General features: G+C 74.9%; 19 protein-coding genes. 6 read left to right on the forward strand and 13 right to left on the reverse strand.

Going from position 1 to position 20,125, the window contains the following annotated elements:
- On the reverse strand, positions 1 to 368 hold a 368-nt coding region (locus tag MY520_RS18200; protein WP_436693971.1), incomplete at its 3' end, for a DUF222 domain-containing protein.
- Between the two features lie 196 nt (positions 369 to 564).
- Between MY520_RS18200 and MY520_RS18205 the strand changes: the two genes are divergently transcribed.
- A complete protein-coding gene (locus tag MY520_RS18205; RefSeq protein ID WP_436693972.1) occupies positions 565 to 1,596 on the forward strand; it encodes a potassium channel family protein in 1,032 nt (343 codons plus the stop codon).
- A 1-nt stretch (position 1,597) separates the two neighbouring features.
- Here the strand turns inward: MY520_RS18205 and MY520_RS18210 are convergent, their stop codons facing one another.
- The 3 genes from MY520_RS18210 to MY520_RS18220 are packed head-to-tail and all read right to left on the reverse strand — an operon-like array spanning position 1,598 to position 3,519.
- Positions 1,598 to 2,104 carry a mycothiol transferase gene (locus tag MY520_RS18210; RefSeq protein WP_436693973.1) on the reverse strand — a complete coding sequence of 169 codons (507 nt, stop codon included), beginning with the start codon at positions 2,102 to 2,104 and terminating at the stop codon, positions 1,598 to 1,600.
- A 15-nt stretch (positions 2,105 to 2,119) separates the two neighbouring features.
- Entirely contained in the window at positions 2,120 to 2,248 is a 129-nt protein-coding gene (locus tag MY520_RS18215; RefSeq protein WP_436693974.1) for a hypothetical protein, read from the reverse strand.
- A 56-nt stretch (positions 2,249 to 2,304) separates the two neighbouring features.
- Entirely contained in the window at positions 2,305 to 3,519 is a 1,215-nt protein-coding gene (locus tag MY520_RS18220; RefSeq protein WP_436693975.1) for a serine/threonine-protein kinase, read from the reverse strand.
- Between the two features lie 187 nt (positions 3,520 to 3,706).
- Between MY520_RS18220 and MY520_RS18225 the strand changes: the two genes are divergently transcribed.
- The gene (locus MY520_RS18225) at positions 3,707 to 4,216 is read left to right on the forward strand and encodes a universal stress protein (RefSeq protein ID WP_436693976.1); all 510 of its coding nucleotides are present in this window, start codon (positions 3,707 to 3,709) and stop codon (positions 4,214 to 4,216) included.
- A gap of 6 nt (positions 4,217 to 4,222) precedes the next feature.
- Here the strand turns inward: MY520_RS18225 and MY520_RS18230 are convergent, their stop codons facing one another.
- Together MY520_RS18230 and MY520_RS18235 are read right to left on the reverse strand one after the other, a co-directional pair.
- A complete protein-coding gene (locus tag MY520_RS18230) occupies positions 4,223 to 4,723 on the reverse strand; it encodes a DUF2505 domain-containing protein (protein ID WP_436693977.1) in 501 nt (166 codons plus the stop codon).
- Between the two features lie 64 nt (positions 4,724 to 4,787).
- Positions 4,788 to 5,489 (reverse strand): hypothetical protein, encoded by a 702-nt coding sequence (locus MY520_RS18235; RefSeq protein WP_436693978.1) that lies wholly within the window; start codon positions 5,487 to 5,489, stop codon positions 4,788 to 4,790.
- 153 nt (positions 5,490 to 5,642) lie between these two features.
- Between MY520_RS18235 and MY520_RS18240 the strand changes: the two genes are divergently transcribed.
- On the forward strand, positions 5,643 to 7,619 hold the full coding sequence (locus MY520_RS18240; RefSeq protein WP_436693979.1) for a sensor histidine kinase: 1,977 nt from the start codon (positions 5,643 to 5,645) through the stop codon (positions 7,617 to 7,619).
- Positions 7,616 to 8,281 (forward strand): response regulator, encoded by a 666-nt coding sequence (locus MY520_RS18245; protein WP_436693980.1) that lies wholly within the window; start codon positions 7,616 to 7,618, stop codon positions 8,279 to 8,281. Before MY520_RS18240 ends, MY520_RS18245 begins: the two co-directional genes overlap by 4 nt.
- 45 nt (positions 8,282 to 8,326) lie before the next feature.
- Here MY520_RS18245 and MY520_RS18250 read toward each other — a convergent pair whose 3' ends face one another.
- The 3 genes from MY520_RS18250 to MY520_RS18260 all read right to left on the reverse strand — a co-directional run bounded on the left by MY520_RS18250 (position 8,327) and on the right by MY520_RS18260 (position 9,290).
- Positions 8,327 to 8,755 carry a hypothetical protein gene (locus MY520_RS18250; protein ID WP_436693981.1) on the reverse strand — a complete coding sequence of 143 codons (429 nt, stop codon included), beginning with the start codon at positions 8,753 to 8,755 and terminating at the stop codon, positions 8,327 to 8,329.
- Positions 8,745 to 8,936: a helix-turn-helix transcriptional regulator gene (locus MY520_RS18255; protein ID WP_436693982.1), complete on the reverse strand. Its 192-nt coding sequence runs from the start codon at positions 8,934 to 8,936 to the stop codon at positions 8,745 to 8,747. Before MY520_RS18255 ends, MY520_RS18250 begins: the two co-directional genes overlap by 11 nt.
- A gap of 123 nt (positions 8,937 to 9,059) precedes the next feature.
- Positions 9,060 to 9,290: a hypothetical protein gene (locus tag MY520_RS18260; RefSeq protein WP_436693983.1), complete on the reverse strand. Its 231-nt coding sequence runs from the start codon at positions 9,288 to 9,290 to the stop codon at positions 9,060 to 9,062.
- A 430-nt stretch (positions 9,291 to 9,720) separates the two neighbouring features.
- Here MY520_RS18260 and MY520_RS18265 point away from each other — a divergent pair, with 430 nt between their 5' ends.
- Entirely contained in the window at positions 9,721 to 12,279 is a 2,559-nt protein-coding gene (locus MY520_RS18265) for a LuxR C-terminal-related transcriptional regulator (RefSeq protein WP_436693984.1), read from the forward strand.
- Between the two features lie 108 nt (positions 12,280 to 12,387).
- Here MY520_RS18265 and MY520_RS18270 read toward each other — a convergent pair whose 3' ends face one another.
- Positions 12,388 to 13,797: an MFS transporter gene (locus MY520_RS18270; protein ID WP_436693985.1), complete on the reverse strand. Its 1,410-nt coding sequence runs from the start codon at positions 13,795 to 13,797 to the stop codon at positions 12,388 to 12,390.
- Between the two features lie 177 nt (positions 13,798 to 13,974).
- Positions 13,975 to 15,822 (reverse strand): glycoside hydrolase family 15 protein, encoded by a 1,848-nt coding sequence (locus MY520_RS18275; RefSeq protein ID WP_436693986.1) that lies wholly within the window; start codon positions 15,820 to 15,822, stop codon positions 13,975 to 13,977.
- Positions 15,823 to 16,111: 289 nt separating this feature from the next.
- Between MY520_RS18275 and MY520_RS18280 the strand changes: the two genes are divergently transcribed.
- Positions 16,112 to 17,398: an MFS transporter gene (locus tag MY520_RS18280; protein ID WP_436693987.1), complete on the forward strand. Its 1,287-nt coding sequence runs from the start codon at positions 16,112 to 16,114 to the stop codon at positions 17,396 to 17,398.
- A 55-nt stretch (positions 17,399 to 17,453) separates the two neighbouring features.
- Here MY520_RS18280 and MY520_RS18285 read toward each other — a convergent pair whose 3' ends face one another.
- Both MY520_RS18285 and MY520_RS18290 read right to left on the reverse strand, forming a co-directional pair.
- Positions 17,454 to 17,945 carry a hypothetical protein gene (locus MY520_RS18285; RefSeq protein ID WP_436693988.1) on the reverse strand — a complete coding sequence of 164 codons (492 nt, stop codon included), beginning with the start codon at positions 17,943 to 17,945 and terminating at the stop codon, positions 17,454 to 17,456.
- A 63-nt stretch (positions 17,946 to 18,008) separates the two neighbouring features.
- Complete coding sequence (locus MY520_RS18290; RefSeq protein ID WP_436693989.1) at positions 18,009 to 19,994, reverse strand: alpha/beta-hydrolase family protein; 1,986 nt, start codon at positions 19,992 to 19,994, stop codon at positions 18,009 to 18,011.
- Between the last annotated feature and the right edge of the window lie 131 nt (positions 19,995 to 20,125).

A 20,125-nucleotide genomic window follows, 5' to 3' on the forward strand; every position in this document is an offset into this window, starting at 1 on the left:
GCCGCGGCGCGCCGGTCCGCGCGGGTGAGCGGGGCGACCACCGTGACCTGGTCGGCGGTGATCGCACCGGCGGCGAACCCGGCGGCCAGGGCCGGCAGGTGCTCCAGCGCCCGGCCGTTGCCGACCACCCGCCGGACCGCGGCCGGGGCGAGCCGGGCGTGCCCGCGCAGCCAGGACGGCATCGTCGTCAGCCCGTCGGACTCGGCGGCGCCGGCCAGCTCGCACTGCCGCACGGTGCGGGTGATCTCGGCGGCCAGCCGGTTCTCCGCGACCAGCAGCTCCCGCAGCCGGTCCAGCAGCGCCGGCCCGAACAACGAGTCCAGCTCGTCGTCGGCCAGCCCGTCCAGCGCGACCGCCAACTCACCCATGTGCGCCTCCCACCGCGCTTCGATCAGGTGTTCGAAGTCTACCGGGGCACGCGCCAGCGGTCGGAGCGAATCCCCAAATCAGCGGGCTGTCCACAGATCCAGCGGTGGCCTTGTGTCGAGCCCGGTCACGACGCTCCCGCGACCGACGTCGACGCCCGTCCGCTACGTTGCCCCGGGTCGCCGTCGGGGAGGTCGGGTGCCGTTCTTCATCGTGCGGGTCGTGCGGCTGCTGCGGCTGCGGCTGCGCGGCTGGCGGTTGCCGCTGGCGGTCGCCGTCTTCGTCTTCCTCAGCAGCTGGCTGGCGATGGCGTTGCTGGAGCCGGCCGGCAGCGGCATCGCCGAACCCGGCACCTACTGGTGGTACTTCGTCGTCACGTCGGCGACGGTCGGCTACGGCGACTTCTTCCCGGCGACGCCCGCCGGCCGGCTCGTCGGGGTCTACGTCATCGTCGGCGGCATCGTCACGCTCACCCTGCTCTTCACCTCGCTGGCCGCCGCCCTGCAGTCGGTGAAGGGCAAGAGACTGAGGGGGCTGGTCACGCTGGACCTCGCCGACCACGTCGTCCTGCTCGGCTACTCGCCCGGCCGCACCGCGCGGATCATCGGCGAACTGGCCGCCGAGCAGGACGTCCAGGTGGTGCTCTGCGCCTGGGACGAGGTGGCCGAGGACCCGCTGCCCGAGCTGCCCGACGTCCACTTCGTGCGCGGCGACCTCTCGTCGGAGGACGTCATGGTCCGGGCAGCGGTCGCCCGCGCGCGGACGGCGGTCGTCGACGTCCGCGACGACAACGAGGCCCTGGCCGTGGCGCTGGCGGTCGCCCACGCCAACCCGCGGATCCACCTGGTCGTCGCGCTGCGCGACCTCGGCCGGCTGGGCACGCTGCGCTACGTCCACCGGGAGGTGCAGGCGGTGCAGTGGCACATGCCGTACCTGCTCACCGAGGAGGCCAACGACCCCGGGATCGCGCAGGTCTACAACGACCTCATGACCAGCGGCGGGCACGGCAACACGTACTCGACCCGCGTGCCGGCCGGCTTCCCGCACACCACGTTCGGCGACTGCCAGACCTGGTTCGGCCGGACCTTCGGTGCCACGGTGCTCGCGTTGCGCACCGAGGGTGGGCTGGAGGTCAGCCCGGGCTGGGACGCGGCGGTCCCCGAGGGGGCGACGCTGTACTACGTCGCCGGACGGCGGATCGAGCCCGCCCAGCTCGGTCGGGGTCGCTGACTCACGCGCCGAGGAGCCCGCGCACGTAGCCGGCCTGCCCGAGGTGCTGCAGGTCGTCGGAGAGCACGCTGACCAGCCGGACGCCGAGGGTCACCGGCGGGTCCCAGCGCTCGTCGACCACCCGGTCCAGGTCGTCGTCGGACAGGCCCCGCAGGAACTCCGCCGTCCGGGCGTGCACGGCCTCGGAGTAGCCCAGCAGCAGCTCGGCCGAGGGCACCCGGACCGCGGCGACCTCCTCGCCGCTCATGCCGTACCCGGTCGCCGAGGTCGCGACCGGCAGGCCGAACCGGCCGGCCCAGCCGTCGGCCGTCCACACCTGCTCGGTGCCGGCGACGTCGGCCACGTGGTCGTCCTGCACGCGCAGCAGGTGCCAGGCCAGCCAGCCGACGGGGTTGGCGTCCGGCCCCACCCGCCGGGCGAGGTCCTCGGCGGTCAGCCCCTCGACCGTGCTCCGGAAGGTCTCGGCGACCTGGCCGTAGGCGTACAGGAGGAGGTCCCGGCTCTGCACGGCGGTCCGCCCCGATCAGGAGGGGGAACCGGGGCGGTCGGCCTCCGGCTCGCTCTGCGCCTCGAGGTCATCGGCCTGTTCGGGCGTCTGCTGCTCCAGCGCGATGTCGCGCGGCTGCGGCTGCTCGGGCTCCGGCGTCGTCATGCCGCGAGCGTGCCGCAGATGGGGCTCGCCCGCCGCTCGTCGCTCTCGGCGAGCCCTCACAGCCAGCCGAGGAGGAAGGCGGCGAGGGCCACCAGGCCGCCGATGGCGGCGATGGTCAGCAGTACCGCCAGCAGCACGGGGACGACGACCCAGCGGCGCTTGAACCGGCGGCGGTACGGGGTCGCCTCCACGACCCGCTGCGGAGGGTGCTCGGGCGCGGCCGGACGGGCGTCGACGGCCTCGGGGGAGCGGCGGTCGCGCCGCCGGTCGCGGAGGTGACGGGCCTGCTCGCGGGCGACCGAGCCGAGCGCCGACGCCGATGCCGACGCCAGCGCCCGGAGGTCCGCGGCGTCGAACCGGGCCACCCGGCTGCCGTCGTCGGTGGTCCGTGGGGCTGCCTTGGCGTCCCGGGTCGGCGGCGACCACGCCGGCGCGACGCCGGCGCCGGCCAGGGCCTGCTCGAGGTACCCGCGGGCCTGGTCGGCGGTCATCCGGGCGGCCGGGTCCTTGGTCAGCAGCCCGCGCAGCACGGGCTCGAGCGGTCCGGCACGCTCCATCGGCGCCGGCTCGTCGGAGACCACGGCCAGCAGCGTGGCCATCGGCTCGCCGCGGGAGAACGCGAGCCGGCCCTCCACCGCGGTGTAGAGGGTGGCGCCCAGCGACCACAGGTCCACCGGAGGCTGCGGCTGCTCGCCGTTGGCGCGCTCCGGGGCCATGTACGACGGTGATCCGATGATGGCGCCGGTCGTCGTGATCGTCGGGTCGCCGGTCGCGGTCGCGATCCCGAAGTCGGTGAGGCAGGCCCGGCCGTCCGGGGAGACGAGGACGTTGGCCGGCTTGACGTCGCGGTGCACGATCCCGGCCCGGTGTGCGGCCTCCAGGCCGGCGAGCACGTCGAGGGCGATCCGCGCCACCGCGGACCAGGGCAGCGGACCCTGCTGGTCGACGATCTGCTGCAGGCTGCAGGACTCGACGTGCTCCATGATCAGCCACGGCCGGCCGTCCTCCTCCACCACGTCGTAGACGGCCGTGACGCAGGGGTGGTCGAGGCGGGCAGCGGTGCGGGCCTCGCGCAGCGTGCGCTCGCGCAGCACCCGGCGCTCCTGCTCGGACAGGTGCAGCGCGAAGGTGACCTCCTTGACCGCGACCGGCCGCTGCAGCTTCTCGTCGGTGGCCAGCCACACGACGCCCATGCCGCCGCGGCCGAGGACCTGGCGCAGGGCGTAGCGACCACCGACCAGGCGGTCTGCTGCTGTGGGCTCCGCGGCCATGGGCGGACGGTACGCCGGAGCGCGGGCCGATGCCGCCCTGAGCGGGCCGCCGTCGCCGCCCGGGCGAGCCCGGCTGCGCGACGAAGGTCCCTGTCCGACCGCCGTCGGCCCGCGCATGCTCGGGGCTGTGCCGACCGGTCGTGGGGCACGGGCGCCCCGGGGGCGCCGGCGGCCGAGGAGGCGGGTCATGGCCGAGCGGGACGGGACGACGGGCTCCCGCATCGTGGTGGGTGTGGACGGTTCCGACGGTGCGCGGGCGGCCCTGCGGTTCGCCGTGGAGGACGCCGCCCGCCGCGGCGTGCCGGTCGAGGCGGTCACCGCCTACCGGCCGCCGGGTGCCTGGATGGACTTCTACGCGGTGGGCGAGTTCCAGCCGGACCAGCTCCGCGTGGCCGCGGAGGAGCAGGCGCGGGCGTTCGTCGCCGACGTGGTGCCGGAGCAGGCCGCCCAGGTGCGCGTCACGGCGGTGATGGGCGCGCCCGCCGAGGCCCTGCTACGCGCCTCGACCGGCGCGGACCTGCTGGTCGTGGGCAGCCGCGGCCACGGCGGGTTCTCCAGCATGCTGCTGGGCTCGGTGAGCATGCAGTGCGCGCTGCACGCGCCGTGCCCGGTGACCGTGGTGCACTCGCCGCAGGCCCACCGGCACCGGCTGCACCTGCGCCGGGAGGCGGCGGCCCAGCGAGCCCCGGTCGGCTGACCCGGGCTACGAGGGGTCGCCGAGCCAGCGGCGCAGCACCTCGTCCTCGCGGCGCAGCACCACCAGGACGAGCTGGCGGACGGCGGCCTCCGCGTGCCGGCCGATCAGCGGTGCGTCCACCTCCGCCTCGCCGGTCACCGTCGAGCGGGTGCCGCCCTCGACGGGGGTGAGCCGCCGCTCGCCCCGGACCACCGCCGTCCGCCCGAAGACCTCCGCGCCGACGTGGACCACGCCGTGGTGCCCGCTGTCGCCGTCCGGCGTCCAGCTCCGCCGGTCGACGACGGCCAGCTCGCGCCCGACGAAGCGGGTGAACGCCGCGGGGATGCCGGTGGTCGGGACGAGCAGCCGCAGCGTCGTCTGCGGCCCGCCGTCCACCTCGGCGGTCTCCACGCTCTGCAGCTCGGCCTGGAGCGCTGCGGCGTAGTCGTGGAGGAACCCCTCGTCGGTGAGGACGGCGAGCACGTCGTCCGGGCCGGCGGTGAAGGTGACGGTGTGGTCGATGGGCACGCCGCATCCTCCTCCGCGGAGGCGCTCCCCGCCCGTCGGGGCCGGGAGCACCTCCGCCGCCCGATCAGGCGCGGACGGCGGCGCGCACCACCGGCAGCAGGGCCCCGAGCTGGACGGCGCAGCCGAGCACCGCGACCCACGCCGTGAACTCGCCGCTGGAGAGCACGAAGCCGGCCAGGTACGCCGGCCCGGCCCACACCGTCACGTCGCGCCGGGCGCGGACCAGCGCGGCCGTCGCCACGAGCGTGCCGAGCACGGCCATGAGGACGAGCGGGCCCAGCACGAGGAACGGAGCGCCGTCCTGGACGGCGGTCCACGTCGCGACGGCGTCGGGCCCGCCCCGCTCGGCGAGGACGATCGCGATCAACCGCATCCCGGCGAACCCACCGCCGCCGACGGCGCCGAGCGCCAAGAGCGCGGCGGCGGCACCGGAGAGCCACGGTGCCCGCGCGCGGCCGGCCAGGGCGATCGACGCCGCCACGGCCAGGCCGGCCGCCATCCCGAGCAGGTACACGACGACCGACAGCGTCGACCGGGTCGAGGTCTCCGCCAGGCCGGCCAGCCAGGTCGCCGCCTCGTCGCGGGGGAGGCCGGCCGACGACAGCAGGAACTGACCGGCCAGCGCGACCGGCGCCACCAGCGCTGCGCCTGCCAGCAGGCGCCGGCGCGGGTGCGGCGGGGTTGCCTCCGACGCCGAGGAGTCGGTCGCGGGGGCGGTGGCCTGCGGGGCGACGAGACCGGTGCCGAGTCGGGTCGTGGTGTGCATGTCGGGTCCTCCAGGGATCGGGGCCGGCGGGGTCGCCGGACGGGGACGACCGTCGCGGGGGCGCCGTCCCGCCGGCATCTGCCGGCTGTCCCTCCCTCGGGCGGGTGCCGTGTCCCTGCCCTCCGGGACATCGGCGCTGCCACCATGTCGCCCGTGATCACCGCCCGGACCCTTCCCGCCGTGCTCGCCGCGGGGCTCGCGGTCGCGTGCGCCCTGGCCGCGGTGGTGCTCGCGGTGACCCGGGCGGCCGAGCCGGATGTCGCGGCGCTGGTCTGGGGCGTCGTCGGTGCGACCGGGTTCGGCGGGCTGGGCGCGGTCGTCGCGAGCCGGCGGCCGCGCCTGGCGGCCGGGTGGCTGATGCTGCTCGTCGGGCTGGCCGGCGGCGGGGTGTCCCTCGCGGCGACGGTCGCCGCCGTGCTGTTGCCCGGTGACCCGTCCTCGCCGCTCGGGTCCCTGGCGTTCTGGGTGTCGACCTGGCTGTGGGTGCCGGCCTACGTGCCCGTGCCGACCCTGCTGCTGCAGCTGCTGCCGGACGGCCGGCTGCCCGGGGCGCGGTGGCGGGTCGCGCTCGCCGTGGCCGTCGTCGCGAACGTCCTGGCCCCGGTGGCCTGGGCGGTCACGCCGTACGGCGAGCAGGACCAGCCGGTGCCGGCCGCCTACGGCGGGGTCACGAACCCGGTCGGTATCGAGGGCGCGTGGTCGGTCGTCGGGGCCTCGCTGCTGCTCGTCGTCGTCAGCGCCGTCCTCGGCGTCGCCTCGCTCGTCGTCCGGTTGCGGCGCAGCGCCGGCCGCGAGCGCGAGCAGGTGCTGTGGGTGCTGGCCGGCGCGCTGGGCACGGTGCTGCTGCTGGTCCTGGCCTGGGTGGTGCCGGCCGCGCAGACGCTGCTCATCGCCGCCGCGCTCCTGCCGCTGCCGGCGGCGGTCACCTGGGCGGTGGTGCGGGTCCGGCTGTGGGACGTCGACGCCGCGCTGGGCCGCACGCTGGTCTACCTGACGATGAGCCTGCTGGCCCTCGCGCTGTACGGCGGGCTGCTGGTGCTCGCCAGCTCCGTCCTCGGCCGGCTGACCGGGCGGTCGGACCTGCTGGTCTTCGCCCTGGCCGCGGTGCTCGTGCAGCCGGCGCGGGACGGGCTGGAGCGGGCGGTGAACCGGTTGCTCTACGGCGACGTGCTCGAGCCGGAGGTCGCCGTCGGCCAGCTGGGGCGGCGGGTGGACTCGGCCGCCTCGCCGTCGGAGGTGCTGCCCGGCGTGGTGGAGGTGCTGGCGCGGACGCTGCGCTTGAGGCACGTCGCGCTGCGGCTGCCCGGGCGGGCCGCGGTGACCGTCGGGTCGCCGTCGTCCCGCACCGAGACCGTGCCGCTCGTGCACCAGGGCCGTGCGGTGGGGGAGCTGGACCTGGAGCTGCCCGCCGGTGGCCTCGGCCCCCGGCTGCGCTCGCTGCTCGACGAGCTCGTCCGGCAGACGGCGCAGGCGGCGCACGCCGTCCTGCTCTCGGAGGAGCTGCAGCGCTCCCGCGAGTCCATCGTGACCTCGCGCGAGGAGGAGCGCCGCCGGCTGCGGCACGACCTGCACGACGACCTCGGCCCGGGTCTCGCCGCCACGGCCATGCAGCTGGAGGCGGCCGCGGAGCTGGTGGGCAGCGAGCCGGCCCGGGCGGCGGCGATGCTGGACTCGGCGGCGGAGTACCTGCGGGGCAGCGTGGCGGAGGTGCGGCGGATCGTCGACGACCTCCAGCCGGCGGCGCTGGGCGACCTCGGGCTCGTGGGTGCCGTGCGGGCGCACGCTGCGCGGCTGGGGGACGGCGGCATCGACGTGACCGTCGACGTGCCCGAGGAGCCGGGTCCGCTGCCGGCCGCCGTGGAGGTGGCAGCCTTCCGGATCATGGGGGAGGCGCTGACCAACGTGGCCCGGCACGCGCAGGCCTCGCGGGTGCGGGCCACCATCCACCACCGGGACGGAGCGCTGCACCTGACCGTGGTGGACGACGGGGTCGGCGTCCGGCCGGGCGCGGCGACGGGGGTGGGCCTCGGGTCGATGCACCAACGGGCGGCAGAGCTCGGCGGGAGCTGCGTGGTCAGCGGAGGCCGGGGGACCACCGTGCGGGCGACGCTGCCGACGGGGACGTCGTGACGGCATCGCGCACCGTCCTCGTCGTCGACGACCACCCGATGTTCCGCGCCGGGCTGGCCGCGCTGGTCGACTCGCTTGACTGGGCGACGGTGGTGGCCGAGGCCGAGGACGCCGTCGAGGCGGTGGACCTCGCCCGGGAGCACCGGCCGGACATCGTCCTGATGGACCTGCACCTGCCGTCGGGCAACGGCCTGGACGCCACCGCGCGGATCACCGGCGAGCTGCCCGGGACCGCGGTGCTGGTGCTGACGATGGTGGAGAACGAGGACGCCGTCGCCGCGGCCCTGCGCGCCGGCGCGCGGGGCTACCTGGTGAAGGGGGCCAGCCGGGCGCAGATCTCCCGGGCACTGGAGGCGGTGGCCGACGGGGAGACCATCCTCGGCCGCGGCGTGGGCGCGGCGCTGTCCCGGCTGCCGGCGGCCCGGCACGCGCTCGACGCCTTCCCCGGTCTCTCCGACCGGGAGCGCGAGGTGCTGGACCTGGTCGCGACGGGGCTGACCAACGGGCAGATCGCCGGCCGGCTGTTCCTCTCGGAGAAGACGGTGCGCAACGTCGTCTCGACCCTGTTCGCCAAGCTGCAGGTCGCCAACCGCGCCGAGGCCGTGGCCCGCGCCCGCGACGCCGGCCTCGGCGGAGCGGCTCCGGGACTCGGCACGAACTGACCCTGCCGTCGGCCCGGCCGGCACGGACCGGAGCCGCTGCGGGGGTCAGCTCCGCCGGCTGATGACGGCGAACGCGACCGCCCCGACTCCGACCTCCGCGACGAGCAGCAGGGCGATCACCATCTCCACGGCGGCGCCGAACCCGATCGCGATGGCCGCGACACTGGTGAGCGGGAAGGCGAGGATGCCCAGGACGGCCAGGGCGCGGGTGAGCAGGTCGTCGTCCCGCTCGTCGCCGGTCTGGGTCCACGCCCGCTCGAACGTCGTGGCGCGTCCCGGGCGCCTGCTCACGCGCCACGCCATGACGGCGGCGCCGACCAGTCCGATCCCGGCACCCTGCAGCATCCCCACGCCCATGTTGCCCGGCCCGTACTCCCGGAGCAGCAGGCCGGTGGCGATCACCAGCGCCAGGGCCGCCAGGACGCCGCCGAGAGCGAGGGTCGTCCGAGTGGCGGTGCGTCGGTCAGCCGACATGGAAGATCTCCTCGACGGTGCGGTGGAAGTGGCGGGCGATGGCGATGGCCAGGGGGAGAGAAGGGTCGTACCGGCCGGTCTCGATGGAGTTGACCGTCTGCCGGGAGACGTCCAGCGACTGCGCCAGCTCGCGCTGGGAGAGCCCGGCGGCCAGGCGCAGCTCGCGGACGTCGTTCCTCACGGACACCTCAGGAGGTCAAGCGTGCTTGTCACGACAAGGATGCTTGACACCGCCCATGGATGTCAAGGGTCCTTGTCGGCCGCCGGCCGCCGGCCGCCGGCCGCCGGCGTGCCTCCCCGTCGATCAGCGGGTCGGCGCGTCGTCCGCGGCCGACCGCACCGCCCGTTGCCGCGCGGCGTGGCGGTACTCCAGGAGGGCGTTGAGGTCGGCCTCCGCCCGCCTCCGGGAGTCGAGGAGTTCCCGGTCGCTCATCCTCCTGCACGGACGCCGGGCCGCGCGCAGCTCGGCGAGGGCACGGACGATGAGGGAGTCCAGGACGACGAAGCGGTCCGAGGGGGACGCGATGGTCGTCATGGCGTACCTCCGGCTGGTCGTCCGGGCCGCGGAACGGGTCGGAGCGGACGCCCTGTGACGTCCCCGGACGTGGCGAGCGTGGATCCCGTGCCGGGAGCTGGTCATCGTCCGCGATGGACGACGGGTGCGCCGTCGTCCGCCCGCCACCGTCAGGCTGGGCCGTCTCGGGACCTTCGACCCTGAGAGACCGCCGGGGACGGGACGACCCTGGGGCACCGAGCGATCACACATCTGTCGGGCGCCGGAGCGATCGGGCCAGGTCGGGTGACGAGGACCAGCACCTGGAGGACGGGTAATGACCAGGTCGTCGAGTGCCCGAGCGAACACCCCGGGCGCGAGTTCGCCGGCCGGCCGGAGCGGCGTCGCACTGTTCCCGTCCAAACTGGCACCTCCGGAACTGGCGCACGCGACCGTGCTGCGGCCGCGCCTGATGGGACTGCTGTCGCGCGCGGTGGAGCGGTCCCCGGTCACGTTGCTCAGCGGGCCCGCGGGCTCCGGGAAGACCGTGCTGGCGACCTGCTGGCGACAGGCGCAGGGGCACGCCCGGCCGGTTGCCTGGCTCACGCTGGACGACTACGACGACGACCCCGCGACGTTCTGGAGCTACGTGGTCGAGGTGCTGGCCGGCGCCGGTGTCCGGTGCAGCGACCTCCCCGCGCTCGTGCCCGGGGAGGCGCCGCCGAGCTGGTTCCTGCCGAGGCTCGCCGCGCACCTGGCCGGGCAGCCGCGGCCGGTGGTGCTCGTCGTCGACAACGCCGACCACATCACCGACCGGTCGATCACCAGCGGTCTGGACAGCCTCGTCCGTCACGGAGGACGGGGGCTGCGGCTGGTGCTGTGCGCTCGCGCCGACCCCCTCCTGCCCCTCCACCAGTACCGGCTGGCCGAGACCATCTCCGAGATCCGCTGTCATGAGCTGGCGTTCACGCCGGACGAGACCCGTGACCTGCTCACCGCCCTGGGCGTGCCGGTGTCGCCGGAGGTCGCCCGGGCGCTGTGCGCGGAGACGCAGGGGTGGGCGGTGGGCCTGCGGCTGGCTGCCGCTCCGCTGAAGCAGGGTGCGTCACCGGAGCACCTGGTGACCCGGATGGCGCAGGACGACGGGAGCGTGGCCCAGTACCTGTTCGAGGAGGTGCTGCAGCGGCAGCCGGCGACCGTCCGGCGGTTCCTGCTGCGGATCAGCGTGACCGGGGAACTCTGGCCGGACCTGGTCGACCGGCTCTGCGGGCGGCCGATCGGTGGGCGCGTCCTCGCCGGGCTCGCCCGCGCCAATGCCTTCGTCGAGCAGTTCCCCGCCGCGCCCGGCGGGTTCCGGATCCACCCGCTGTTCCGCAACATGCTGCAGGCCCAGCTGGCCTGGGACCACCCGGGTGAGGTCGCCGGCCTGCACCGGACCTGTGCCGCCTGGTACGCGGAAGCGGGGCGGTCCGCAGAGGCCGTCGTGCACGCGGCCGCCGCGGAGGACTGGAACTCGGTCACGCGCCTGCTGATCGACGACCTGGTCGTCATGCGCCTGCTGGCGCACGGCACGGATCCCGCGCTGCGTGGACTCCAGACAGAGCTGGCCCGGCTCCCCGGTCCCGAGGCCGCCGTCCTCCGCACCGCCGCCGCGCTCGGCGGCCGGCACGTGCCGGCACCCGCCGATCTCGTCGAGGCAGCGAGCGCGCGTGGAGCGGAGCAGCGTCTGACCCTGCGCGCGTCGGCCACGCTCGCCTGCCTGGCGGCCGACGCCGCCGCGGGCGCCGACCCCGTCGCGCTGCTCGCCGGAGCCGACGCCGCGGCCCTCCTGGCGGCCGACCTGCCCCACGAGGACCGGCGCGAGTGGCGCGAGTACGCGGCGGTGATCGGCGCACTGCGTGCCGTGGCGGGCCTCGGGACCGACGCACCGGTCGCACACGTCCTCACCGGGCTGCGCGGCGCCGCGGCAGCCGCCCAGTCGGTGGGCTCCCGCCGCCTGCGCAGCCTCGCGCTCGCCCATCTCGCTGTCCTGGAGGCGCTCGCGGGACACCTGACCCGGGCGGTGCACGCCGCGAACGAGGCCGAGGAGCTCGGGCGCGAGGAGGGCAGGGAGGACGCCCAGCTGGAGCCGGCCGCGGCGGCGGCGCTCGCGTGGGTCCACCTGCGCCGCTACGCCCTCGGTGATGCGCGGGAGTGGGTGGGCCGGGCGCGGGTGCGCGGGCGGGACCGGGTCGACACCCCCGCGGCGACGGTGACGGCACCGCTGCTGGCCGTGCTGCAGAGCCAGCTGTCCCGGAACCGGCACGAGTACGACTCCGCGGAGCAGGGTCTGGCGCCCCACCTCCGCGGACCGCGCCTGCCACCGTGGGTGGCCGAGCAGGTGGTCACGGAGGTGGTCCGGCTCGCCATCGCCCGGGGGCACGTCGGCGAGGGGTTGGCGATCCTGCGGGACGAGAGCAGCGGCGAGCCGTGGAGCCGGCGCCTGCGAACCACGGTGGGACTCGTCACCGGGGACCCGGCAGTGCGCGCCGCGGCGTCCGAGGACGAGCCCTCGGGAACTCCGGCGGCGGCGGTGGAGACCGTCGTCGTCCGGGCGTGCCAGCTCCTGGAGGCCGGCCGGGTGCCCGCCGCGGCGGAGGAACTCGCCGCGGCTCTGGACCTGGCCCGGCCGGAGCTGCAGCGCTGGCCCTTCCTCGACTCCCCGCCCCAGGCCCGGCGTCTGTTGCGCACGCACCCCCGGCTGCAGGAGCCCGCCGCGTGGCTGAGCCCGTCGTCGACCGCGCAGCCGATGCCCGGCGGGCACCGTCCCGTGGCGGGTCCTCCCGTGCCGGAGGTGATCCAGGACCTCAGCGAGAAGGAGATGGAGGTCCTCCGGCACCTCGGGCAGATGCTGTCCACAGCGGAGATCGCGGCCACGATGTTCATCTCGGTGAACACCGTGCGCACGCACATCCGCAGCATCCTGCGCAAGCTCGCGGTCAGCCGGCGGAACCAGGCGGTCCGGCGGGCCCGCGAGCGCGGCATCCTGTGACCTGACCGCGCCGCTCGTCCCCGCAGCGGACCTCCGCTTCCCACACGGAGCACCCGGCCGGCCGTGCCGTGGGCGCGAGCGACCAGGGCTGTGGGGGTGTCGGTCGGGTCAGGTGGCCGGGACCCGGCGCGGTGCGCGCGGGAGCAGCAGCGCGGCGACCCACCCGACCAGGGCGAAGCAGCCGACGACCAGGATGGCGGTGAGGAACGGCGGGTTGCCGCCGGCCGTCGCCGCCACGATCACCGAGCCGGCGATGGCCACACCCAACGACGAGCCCAGGTTCGACACGCTCCGCGAGACCCCGGAGATGTCGCCCTGGACCTCCTCCGGCCACGCCGACTGCACGACGTTCACCGACGCGGTGAGCATGGCGCCGATGCCGAAGCCCATGAGGAACAGGCCGGGCGCGAAGGTCCAGACGGCCGAGTCCTGCCGGGAGAGGGCGAGGAGCAGGGCCAGGCCGACGACGGTCAGGGTGAACCCGCCCCGGATCAGCAGCCGCTGCGGGTGCCGGCTGGCCATCCGCTGCGCCATCGCGGACGCCAGCAGGACCCCGACGGTGGCCGGTACCAGCATGAGCCCCGTCTGGATCGCCGAGTAGCCGCGCTCCTGCTGCAGGAAGACCGAGATCACGAAGAACGAGCCCTGCATCACCAGCCACTGCACGGTCTGCGTCACGAGGCCCAGGTTCGACGTCCGGTTCCGGAACAGCCGGACGGAGACCAGCGGTGTGCGGCCACCGCGCTCCCGGGCCCGCGCGTGCACGAAGAAGCCCGCCAGGACGAGCACGCCCAGGGCGACGTAGAGCCACACCCGGGACAGCCCCCAGCCGTAGGTGTTCGTCTGGAGGACGCCGAAGACGACGAGGAAGAGCCCGGCCGCCGACAGCACCGCGCCGAGGACGTCGAAGCGCGGCCGCTCGGCCGGCAGCGGTGGGTCGTCGATCCGCCGCGCCAGGAACACGATCAGGGCCACCACGACCACCTGGAGCAGGAACGAGGCCCGCCAACCGACGGAGCTGGTGATGAGGCCCCCGATCAGTGGTCCCGCCGCGGCGCCGAGCCCCGCGGCCCCGCTGACGACGCCGAACCACTTGGCCCGGGTCTTCAGGTCGTCGAAGAACACCGTCACGAGGATGTAGATCGGCGGGATCAGCAGCGCCGAGCCGACGCCCTCGAGCAGTGAGTAGCCGACGGTCAGCAGGGCCAGCCCCGGTGCCAGGGCGGCCAGGAGTGCACCCGCCCCGTAGATGAGCAGGCCCAGGATGAAGCAGTACTTGCGGCCCCAGATGTCGGTGAGCTTGCTCCCCGGGATCATCAGGGCGGCCATCGTCAGAGTGAACAGCGTGATGGTGGTCTGGATCCCCGCGACGTCGGTGTCCAGGTCGTCGGCGATCGTGCTGATCGCCACGTTCATGTTCGAGGCGGCATAGCTGGCGATGAACTGGGCCAGGGCGAGCGGCAGGATGACCGATCCCGCCGAGGCCACGCCCCTGGATCCGGCCACGGTCCTCGTCATGGTGTGTCCTCCTGGTGTCGGCCGGCGCGCACGATCGCGCCGGCCGCCGCGGTCATCCGTGCGCTCGCGACGGCCGGGCGGGTCCGTGTCATGGCTCCTCGACGGGGGCGGCGGCCACCCGGCGTCGGCGGCGTTCGTCCCGTCGGGTACCACCCGACGGGACGACGCCGCGATGGGTCAGCCAGGGCGGTGCCCGTCGAGAGCCGCGTCCAGGGTGACGGCGGCGTCGATGAGAGCCAGGTGCGTGAACGCCTGCGGGAAGTTGCCGATCTGCTCCCCGGTGAGGGCGATCTCCTCGGAGTACAGACCGACGTGGTTGCCGTAGGTCAGCATCTTCTCGAAGGCGTTCCGGGCCTCGTCCAGCCGCCCGGCGCGGGTGAGGGCGTCCACGTACGCGAACGTGCACAGCGAGAACGTGCCCTCCGAGCCGCGCAGCCCGTCCGGTGAGGCATCGGGGTCGTAGCGGTAGACCAGGCTGTCGGTGACCAGTTCACTGTCCATCGCCGTCAGGGTCGACAGCCACAGCGGGTCCCGCCCGTCGACGAAGCCGACGGTCGGCATGCGCAGCAGCGCCGAGTCGAGCACGTCGGTGTTGTAGTGCTGCACGAACGCCCTGCGGGTGGAGTGGAACCCCCGGTCGAGGACCTGCCGGTAGATCTGGTCCCGCTCCTCCCGCCAGCGGTCCACGGCCGCCGGCCGGCCGTGTTCCGTGGCCATCCGGATCCCGCGGTCGAAGGCCACCCAGCACATGACCCGCCCGTAGGTGAACGGCTCACGACCGCCGCGGGTCTCCCAGATGCCCTCCTCCGGCTGGTCCCAGTTGTCGGCGAGCCAGTCCAGCACCCGGGCGGTCGCCGTCCACCCCTGGTGGGGGAGGGGGAGCCCGGCCCGGACACCGGCGTAGATGCTGTCGATGGCCTCGCCGTAGATGTCCAGCTGCAGTTGCTCCGCCGCGCCGTTGCCGATGCGCACCGGTGCCGAACCCCGGTACCCGCGCCAGTGGTCCAGCACGTCCTCCTTGAGGTCGGAGGAGCCGTCGATCCGGTACATGATGTTGAGCGGCCCGCTGTCGCTGCTGAGCCGCTCGCGGATCCGGTCCCCGAGCCAGGCCCCGAAGCGCGCCGCCTCGTCGGTCATCCCGAGCTTGAGCAGCGCGTGCACCGAGAACGAGGCGTCGCGCACCCACGTGTACCGGTAGTCCCAGTTGCGCTCGCCGCCGATCTGCTCGGGCAGGCCGGCGGTCGGTGCGGCCACGAGACCGCCGGAGGGCGCGTAGGTCATCAGCTTCAGGGTGATCGCCGACCGCTGGACGTCCTCCCGCCACCGCCCGGTGTAGGTGGACCGGCCGACCCAGGAGCGCCAGTAGGCGACGGTCGCGTCGAAGAGGGCCTGCACCTCGCTGAGGCGGATCTCACGGGGTGGCCCGTCGGCGGCGGACTCGAGGACCACCCCGCGCGTCTGTCCTGCCACCAGGCTGAGGGTGCCGTGCAGGTCGATGTCCTCGACCCGCACGTCGGCCAGCCGTTCGTCCTCGGGCTCACGGACGATGTGCAGCGTGAGCCGCTGGCCGTTCGCCACGAACGTGACGCCCTGGTCCGTGGCCTCGAGTCGGTGCGGGTGCCGGCCGTAGTCGAACCGCGGTGCGACGTCGATCGCGAAGGTCATGCGGCCGCGCACGCACTGGACGATCCGGACGATCCGGTGCTGGTCGGTCGCGGTCGCGTCGGTCGGGGGCATGAAGTCGACGACCTGACCCAGGCCGTCGTCGGAGAAGAACCGGGTGACCAGGACGGCGGTGTCCGGCAGGTACATCTGCTTGGACGTGTAGGACGTCCCGGCCGGGTGGATGCGGAAGTGTCCGCCGAGCTCGTCGTCGAGCAGCGCACCGAAGACGCTGGGGGAGTCGAACCGTGGGCAGCAGAACCAGTCGATCGACCCGTCGGTCGTGACGAGTGCGGCGGTCTGCAGGTCACCGACGATGCCGTGGTCGGCGATCGCGGTCTCGCGTCGGACGGTCTCGGTCATGCCGGTGACCGTCGGTCACGGAGGTCGGCGGTACCTCATCCCCCGGGGGTGATCGACCGCAGTGCCCGTCGTGGAGGGCCGGCTGCCAGGACGTGTCCGAAACGGCCATGACAGTCGTCCGGTTCGGTACAGCACACTGGCGCCGACCTGGCAAGCTCGAGCCAGCCGCGTGGGGGTGGGCCCCCCTCCCGCGCCCCACGCGGCGTTCTCGACGGTGGACGACCCGGTCGACGGGGCCCCTGCCCTCATGGCATCGACTCGTGGCAGCGGACCGTCCACCATGGCCGTCGTGGCTTCTCCAGGCCTGGTCAGCGGCCAGGCGCCCTCGACCCGCGCTCGCCGGTTCTTCCCCTGGCTCGTCTTCACCCTCACCTTCGCCCTCCTGCTGTCGGACTACATGTCCCGGCAGGTCCTCTCGGCCGTCTTCCCCATCCTCAAGACCGAGTGGGCGCTGACCGACACCCAGCTCGGCGCGCTGACCGGCGTCGTCGCGATCACGGTCGGCATCCTCGCCGTACCGCTGTCGCTCCTCGCCGACCGCTGGGGCCGGGTCCGCGCGATCGTCCTGATGGCGGTCGTCTGGAGCCTGGCCACCGCCGCGTCCGCGGTATCGGCGGGCTACGGCGAGCTGATGCTGTCCCGCCTGTTCATCGGGGTCGGCGAGGCCGCCTACGGCAGCGTCGGCCTGGCCGTCGTCCTGAGCGTGTTCCCGGCCTACCGCCGGGCCTCGTTCACCGGCGCCTTCATGGCCGGCGGCTCGTTCGGCAGCGTCATCGGGGTCGCCCTGGGCGGCGCCCTCGCCGTCCGGTTCGGCTGGCGCTGGGCCTTCGGCGCCATGGCGATCCTCGGTCTCGTCCTCGTGGCGGTGTACCGGCTGCTCATCACCGAAGAGAAGCTCCGCCGCCACCGGGCCGCCGACGGCGACCCGTCGGCACCGACGGGCGGGCGGGCGCGGCTGCGCACGCTCGTCGACACCCCGGCGGTCCTCTGCGCCTACGTCGGCAGCGGGCTGCAGCTGTTCGTCGCCGGCACCTTGTTCGCCTGGCTGCCCAGCTACCTCAACCGCGCCTACGGCCTGCCGCCGGGCGAGGCGGCGGGGATCGCGGCCATCGCCATCCTGCTGATGGGCGTCGGCATGATCGTCTGCGGTGCCGTCACCGACCGGCTGAGCCGGCGGGTGCCGATCCGCACGTGGACGACGGCGATCGTCTACTCGGCCGCGTCGCTGCTCTTCCTCGGGCTCGGGTTCTCCCTCGACCCGGGCGGCGTGCAGCTGCTCCTGCTGGCCGTCGGCGTGTTCGTCGCCGCCGGCACCTCGGGGCCGGCCGGCGCGATGGTCGCGACCCTGACCGCGGAGTCCATCCGCGCCACCGCGCTCGGCACGCTGACGCTGGCGAACAACCTGCTCGGCCTCGCCGCGGGACCGGTGGTCACCGGCATCCTGGCCGACCGGGTCGGCCTGGTCGGCGCCATGCGCATCGTGCCGGTGGCGGCGGTCGGCGCGCTGGTCGCCCTGCTGGTCGGCCGTGCGGCCCATCCCGGGAGCCTCGCCCGGGTCGCGGAGCGGACCCCCTGACCGCGGCGACCGTCGTCCCGGTGCCCGGCCGGGGCGACCGCGACGGGGACCACGGTCAGTGGACCAGGGCCTTGAGGGCGATCAGCCCGGCTCCGATCAGGGCCACGACGGCACCCTTGAGCAGCGCCTGGTGGGGCGCCGAGCCGGCGAAGCGCGCCGCCCAGTACCCGTAGAAGCCGATCAGGCCGAGCCCCGTCCACTTCGCGACGGTGAACGCGGCGTCGACGTCGAACAGCCCCAAGGCGGCGAGCAGGAAGAACACGGCGGGGAAGGCGACTCCGAAGCCGACCGCCACCGCGTCCTCGGCCATGTGCCCGACCTGCCTGCGGGTGACCGGCCGGCGGGTCCTCGTCTCGGTGCCCACCACCTCGCTGTAGACCTCCGCCAGCCCCACCGCCAGGGCCGTCCCGACCAGCCAGACCGCCATGACCCACGGCTTCGGGGGGTGGCTCTCGATCGCCACGACGAGGGCCAGCCCGATGATCGAGCCGTAGACCACCCTGCCGACCTGCCGGGACCCGAGGTGCTGTTCGAGGCTCACCCGCATGCGTCGCAGCCTCCCCGGGCCGGCCCGGCGGGACACCGTCCGCCGCGGAGGATGTGGGGACGGTCAACCGACGGCGCCCGGGACGACGGCGAACAGCCGCTCCCGCACAGTCTCGCGCACCTGGAGGGTCTCCTCGATGCGGAGCAGCTGCTCCGGGGACGCGGGGAGCCCGAACACGTCGCTGAGGAAGCGGGGCAGGTCCGCGCGGTAGTCGTGCTGCCACGCCCCGAAGGCCCCCGACGTCTGCGCGTTCTTCATGTCGATGAGGCTCTGGAAGAACGTCGTCACCGGCCGCCACCGCATGGCCGGGGGGATGCCGCGGGGGCTCCCGGCGGCGACCGGCTCCGGGCGCGGGCGTGAGGGGCCCAGCCAGTCCGGGGGGTACCAGAGCAGGTCCTGGCCGAACTTCGTCACACCGTCGTTGTCGTGGCTCACCAGGACGAAGCGCGGCGGGCAGCCGCGCTCCTCGCGGAGCGCGACGAACTGCTCGTGGTCGTTGACGACGGCGACGGCGTCGGCGTCGACGTCGAGGCGGTTGCCGCGGGTGACCTGGCGCATCCACCCGCTCCCGTACGGCGTCCCGATCCACAGCGCCCGGTCGATGCCCATGGCGTCGAGCCCCAGCGTTCCCCAGTGCAGGAACACGTCCTGGCTGGTGTGCGCGCCGAGGCTCTCGCCGAACACCGCGATGCGCGGGCGGGGGCCCGGCCGATCGCGGAGGCGCTGGAGGATCCGCAGCCACAGCAGCCGGTTCTGCTCCCGGGCCCCGGGCACCATGCCGAGGGACAGCGGCGACGGGCGGCGCGAGTACTGCAGGGCCACCGTGGCGACGTCACCGAGGGCGAGGTACTGGAGCGCGGCGACGGCGACGTAGTTGACGTACCCCGTGCCGGTCGGCGAGACCAGGACGAGCAGCGACCGGTCGAACGCGCCGGTCCGCTCCAGTTCGGCCATCGCGAGGTCCACCCGTGCACGCGGGGTCGGGGCGTTGTCCAGCCCGACGTACACCTGCACGGGTGCACCGCGGGCGGGCGTGCCCATGACGGTCTCGATCGACAGGTCCGGCACGCCGTCCGGGCGGGTCGCGAGCGGCTGCGGCCGCACGGATGCGAGGGCGTGCAGCCGGCCGTCGCGGCCCATCCCCGCCCAGGACACCAGACTGCCGGGGCCACCGCTGACCGTCGACGGCACCCATCTGTCGGCCTCGCCCGCCTCGATCACGGGCACGTCGGCCGCCGTCATCGCCTCGATCCGCCGCATCGCCCGGTGCCAGAGCGAGGTGGCGCCGGCCCCCAGCCCCACGAGGAAGCCCGCGTGGCCCGCCAGCCGCCAGAGCTCGGGCGGCCCGGGCAGCACCGCGGCCAGCCGGCGTGCCGCGAGGTCGGCGAGTGCGTGCTCGCCGTAGGCGACACCGGCCAGGCACCCGACGACCCCCGCCGCGACGCCGAGGGACGACAGCGGCGGCGGAGCTTCCGCCCCGTCGGTGGCCTCGGCGTGCTCCTCCGAGCGCAGCCGGTCCACGACGTAGGCGATGCCGAGGCCGACGGGCACCGCCAGCGGTACGGCGGCGAGGCGTCCGTGCAGCCGCAGTCGGTCGTCGAGCGCCTGCGCGCCGATCTCGGCTCCGCCGAGGAGCGCGCCGCCGAGGCCCGTGGCGCCGAGCCGCCACGCCGCCTGGCGGACGACCCCGCGGAGCGGGTCGTCGGGCCGCGGCGGGAACGCCTTGAGCGCCGCCAGCCCGAGAGGCACGGCCGCGGCGTCGACCGCGATCGTGGTGGCGCGCTGCCTGGACGGGGACGCCGCTCCGCCGACGAGGAACCGTGCCGTCGTCTCCAGCGCGTCCTGCGCCCCGGCCGTGAGCAGGTGGTGCAGACCCGTGGCCAGCCCGGTCACCAGGCCCTGGTCCACCGCACTGCGGTGGGAGAGCGACGGGGCGAACGTGCCGGGGGCCGTCGCCGCGGCCACGACCAGACCGACATCGGCCGCGGTGCTCGTCCCGGGCAGACTCCCGCGGGCCGGCCGCACCGACCGTGATCGCGAACGTGGCATGACCGGATGGTGGGCCCCGCGCGGCGACCGCGGTTCATCCTGCCGGTAGGAGTCCGCTCCGCCGGAGGGCCCCTAGCGTCGGTGGTCCGACGAGCGGAGCGGGGCATGACGGCGGAACCGACGGCGAGGCC

Source organism: Geodermatophilus sp. CPCC 205506 (genome assembly GCF_051383635.1).
Lineage (GTDB): Bacteria > Actinomycetota > Actinomycetes > Mycobacteriales > Geodermatophilaceae > Geodermatophilus.

Bases quoted from the DNA above. Each gene is read 5' to 3' on its own strand.
- MY520_RS18215 (WP_436693974.1), bottom strand. From the start codon at position 2,248: ATGACGACGCCGGAGCCCGAGCAGCCGCAGCCGCGCGACATCGCGCTG.
- MY520_RS18220 (WP_436693975.1), bottom strand. From the start codon at position 3,519: ATGGCCGCGGAGCCCACAGCAGCAGACCGCCTGGTCGGTGGTCGCTAC.
- MY520_RS18225 (WP_436693976.1), top strand. From the start codon at position 3,707: ATGGCCGAGCGGGACGGGACGACGGGCTCCCGCATCGTGGTGGGTGTG.
- MY520_RS18235 (WP_436693978.1), bottom strand. From the start codon at position 5,489: ATGCACACCACGACCCGACTCGGCACCGGTCTCGTCGCCCCGCAGGCC.
- MY520_RS18250 (WP_436693981.1), bottom strand. From the start codon at position 8,755: ATGTCGGCTGACCGACGCACCGCCACTCGGACGACCCTCGCTCTCGGC.
- MY520_RS18260 (WP_436693983.1), bottom strand. From the start codon at position 9,290: ATGACGACCATCGCGTCCCCCTCGGACCGCTTCGTCGTCCTGGACTCC.
- MY520_RS18265 (WP_436693984.1), top strand. From the start codon at position 9,721: ATGGGACTGCTGTCGCGCGCGGTGGAGCGGTCCCCGGTCACGTTGCTC.
- MY520_RS18270 (WP_436693985.1), bottom strand. From the start codon at position 13,797: ATGACGAGGACCGTGGCCGGATCCAGGGGCGTGGCCTCGGCGGGATCG.
- MY520_RS18275 (WP_436693986.1), bottom strand. From the start codon at position 15,822: ATGACCGAGACCGTCCGACGCGAGACCGCGATCGCCGACCACGGCATC.
- MY520_RS18285 (WP_436693988.1), bottom strand. From the start codon at position 17,945: ATGCGGGTGAGCCTCGAACAGCACCTCGGGTCCCGGCAGGTCGGCAGG.
- MY520_RS18290 (WP_436693989.1), bottom strand. From the start codon at position 19,994: ATGCCACGTTCGCGATCACGGTCGGTGCGGCCGGCCCGCGGGAGTCTG.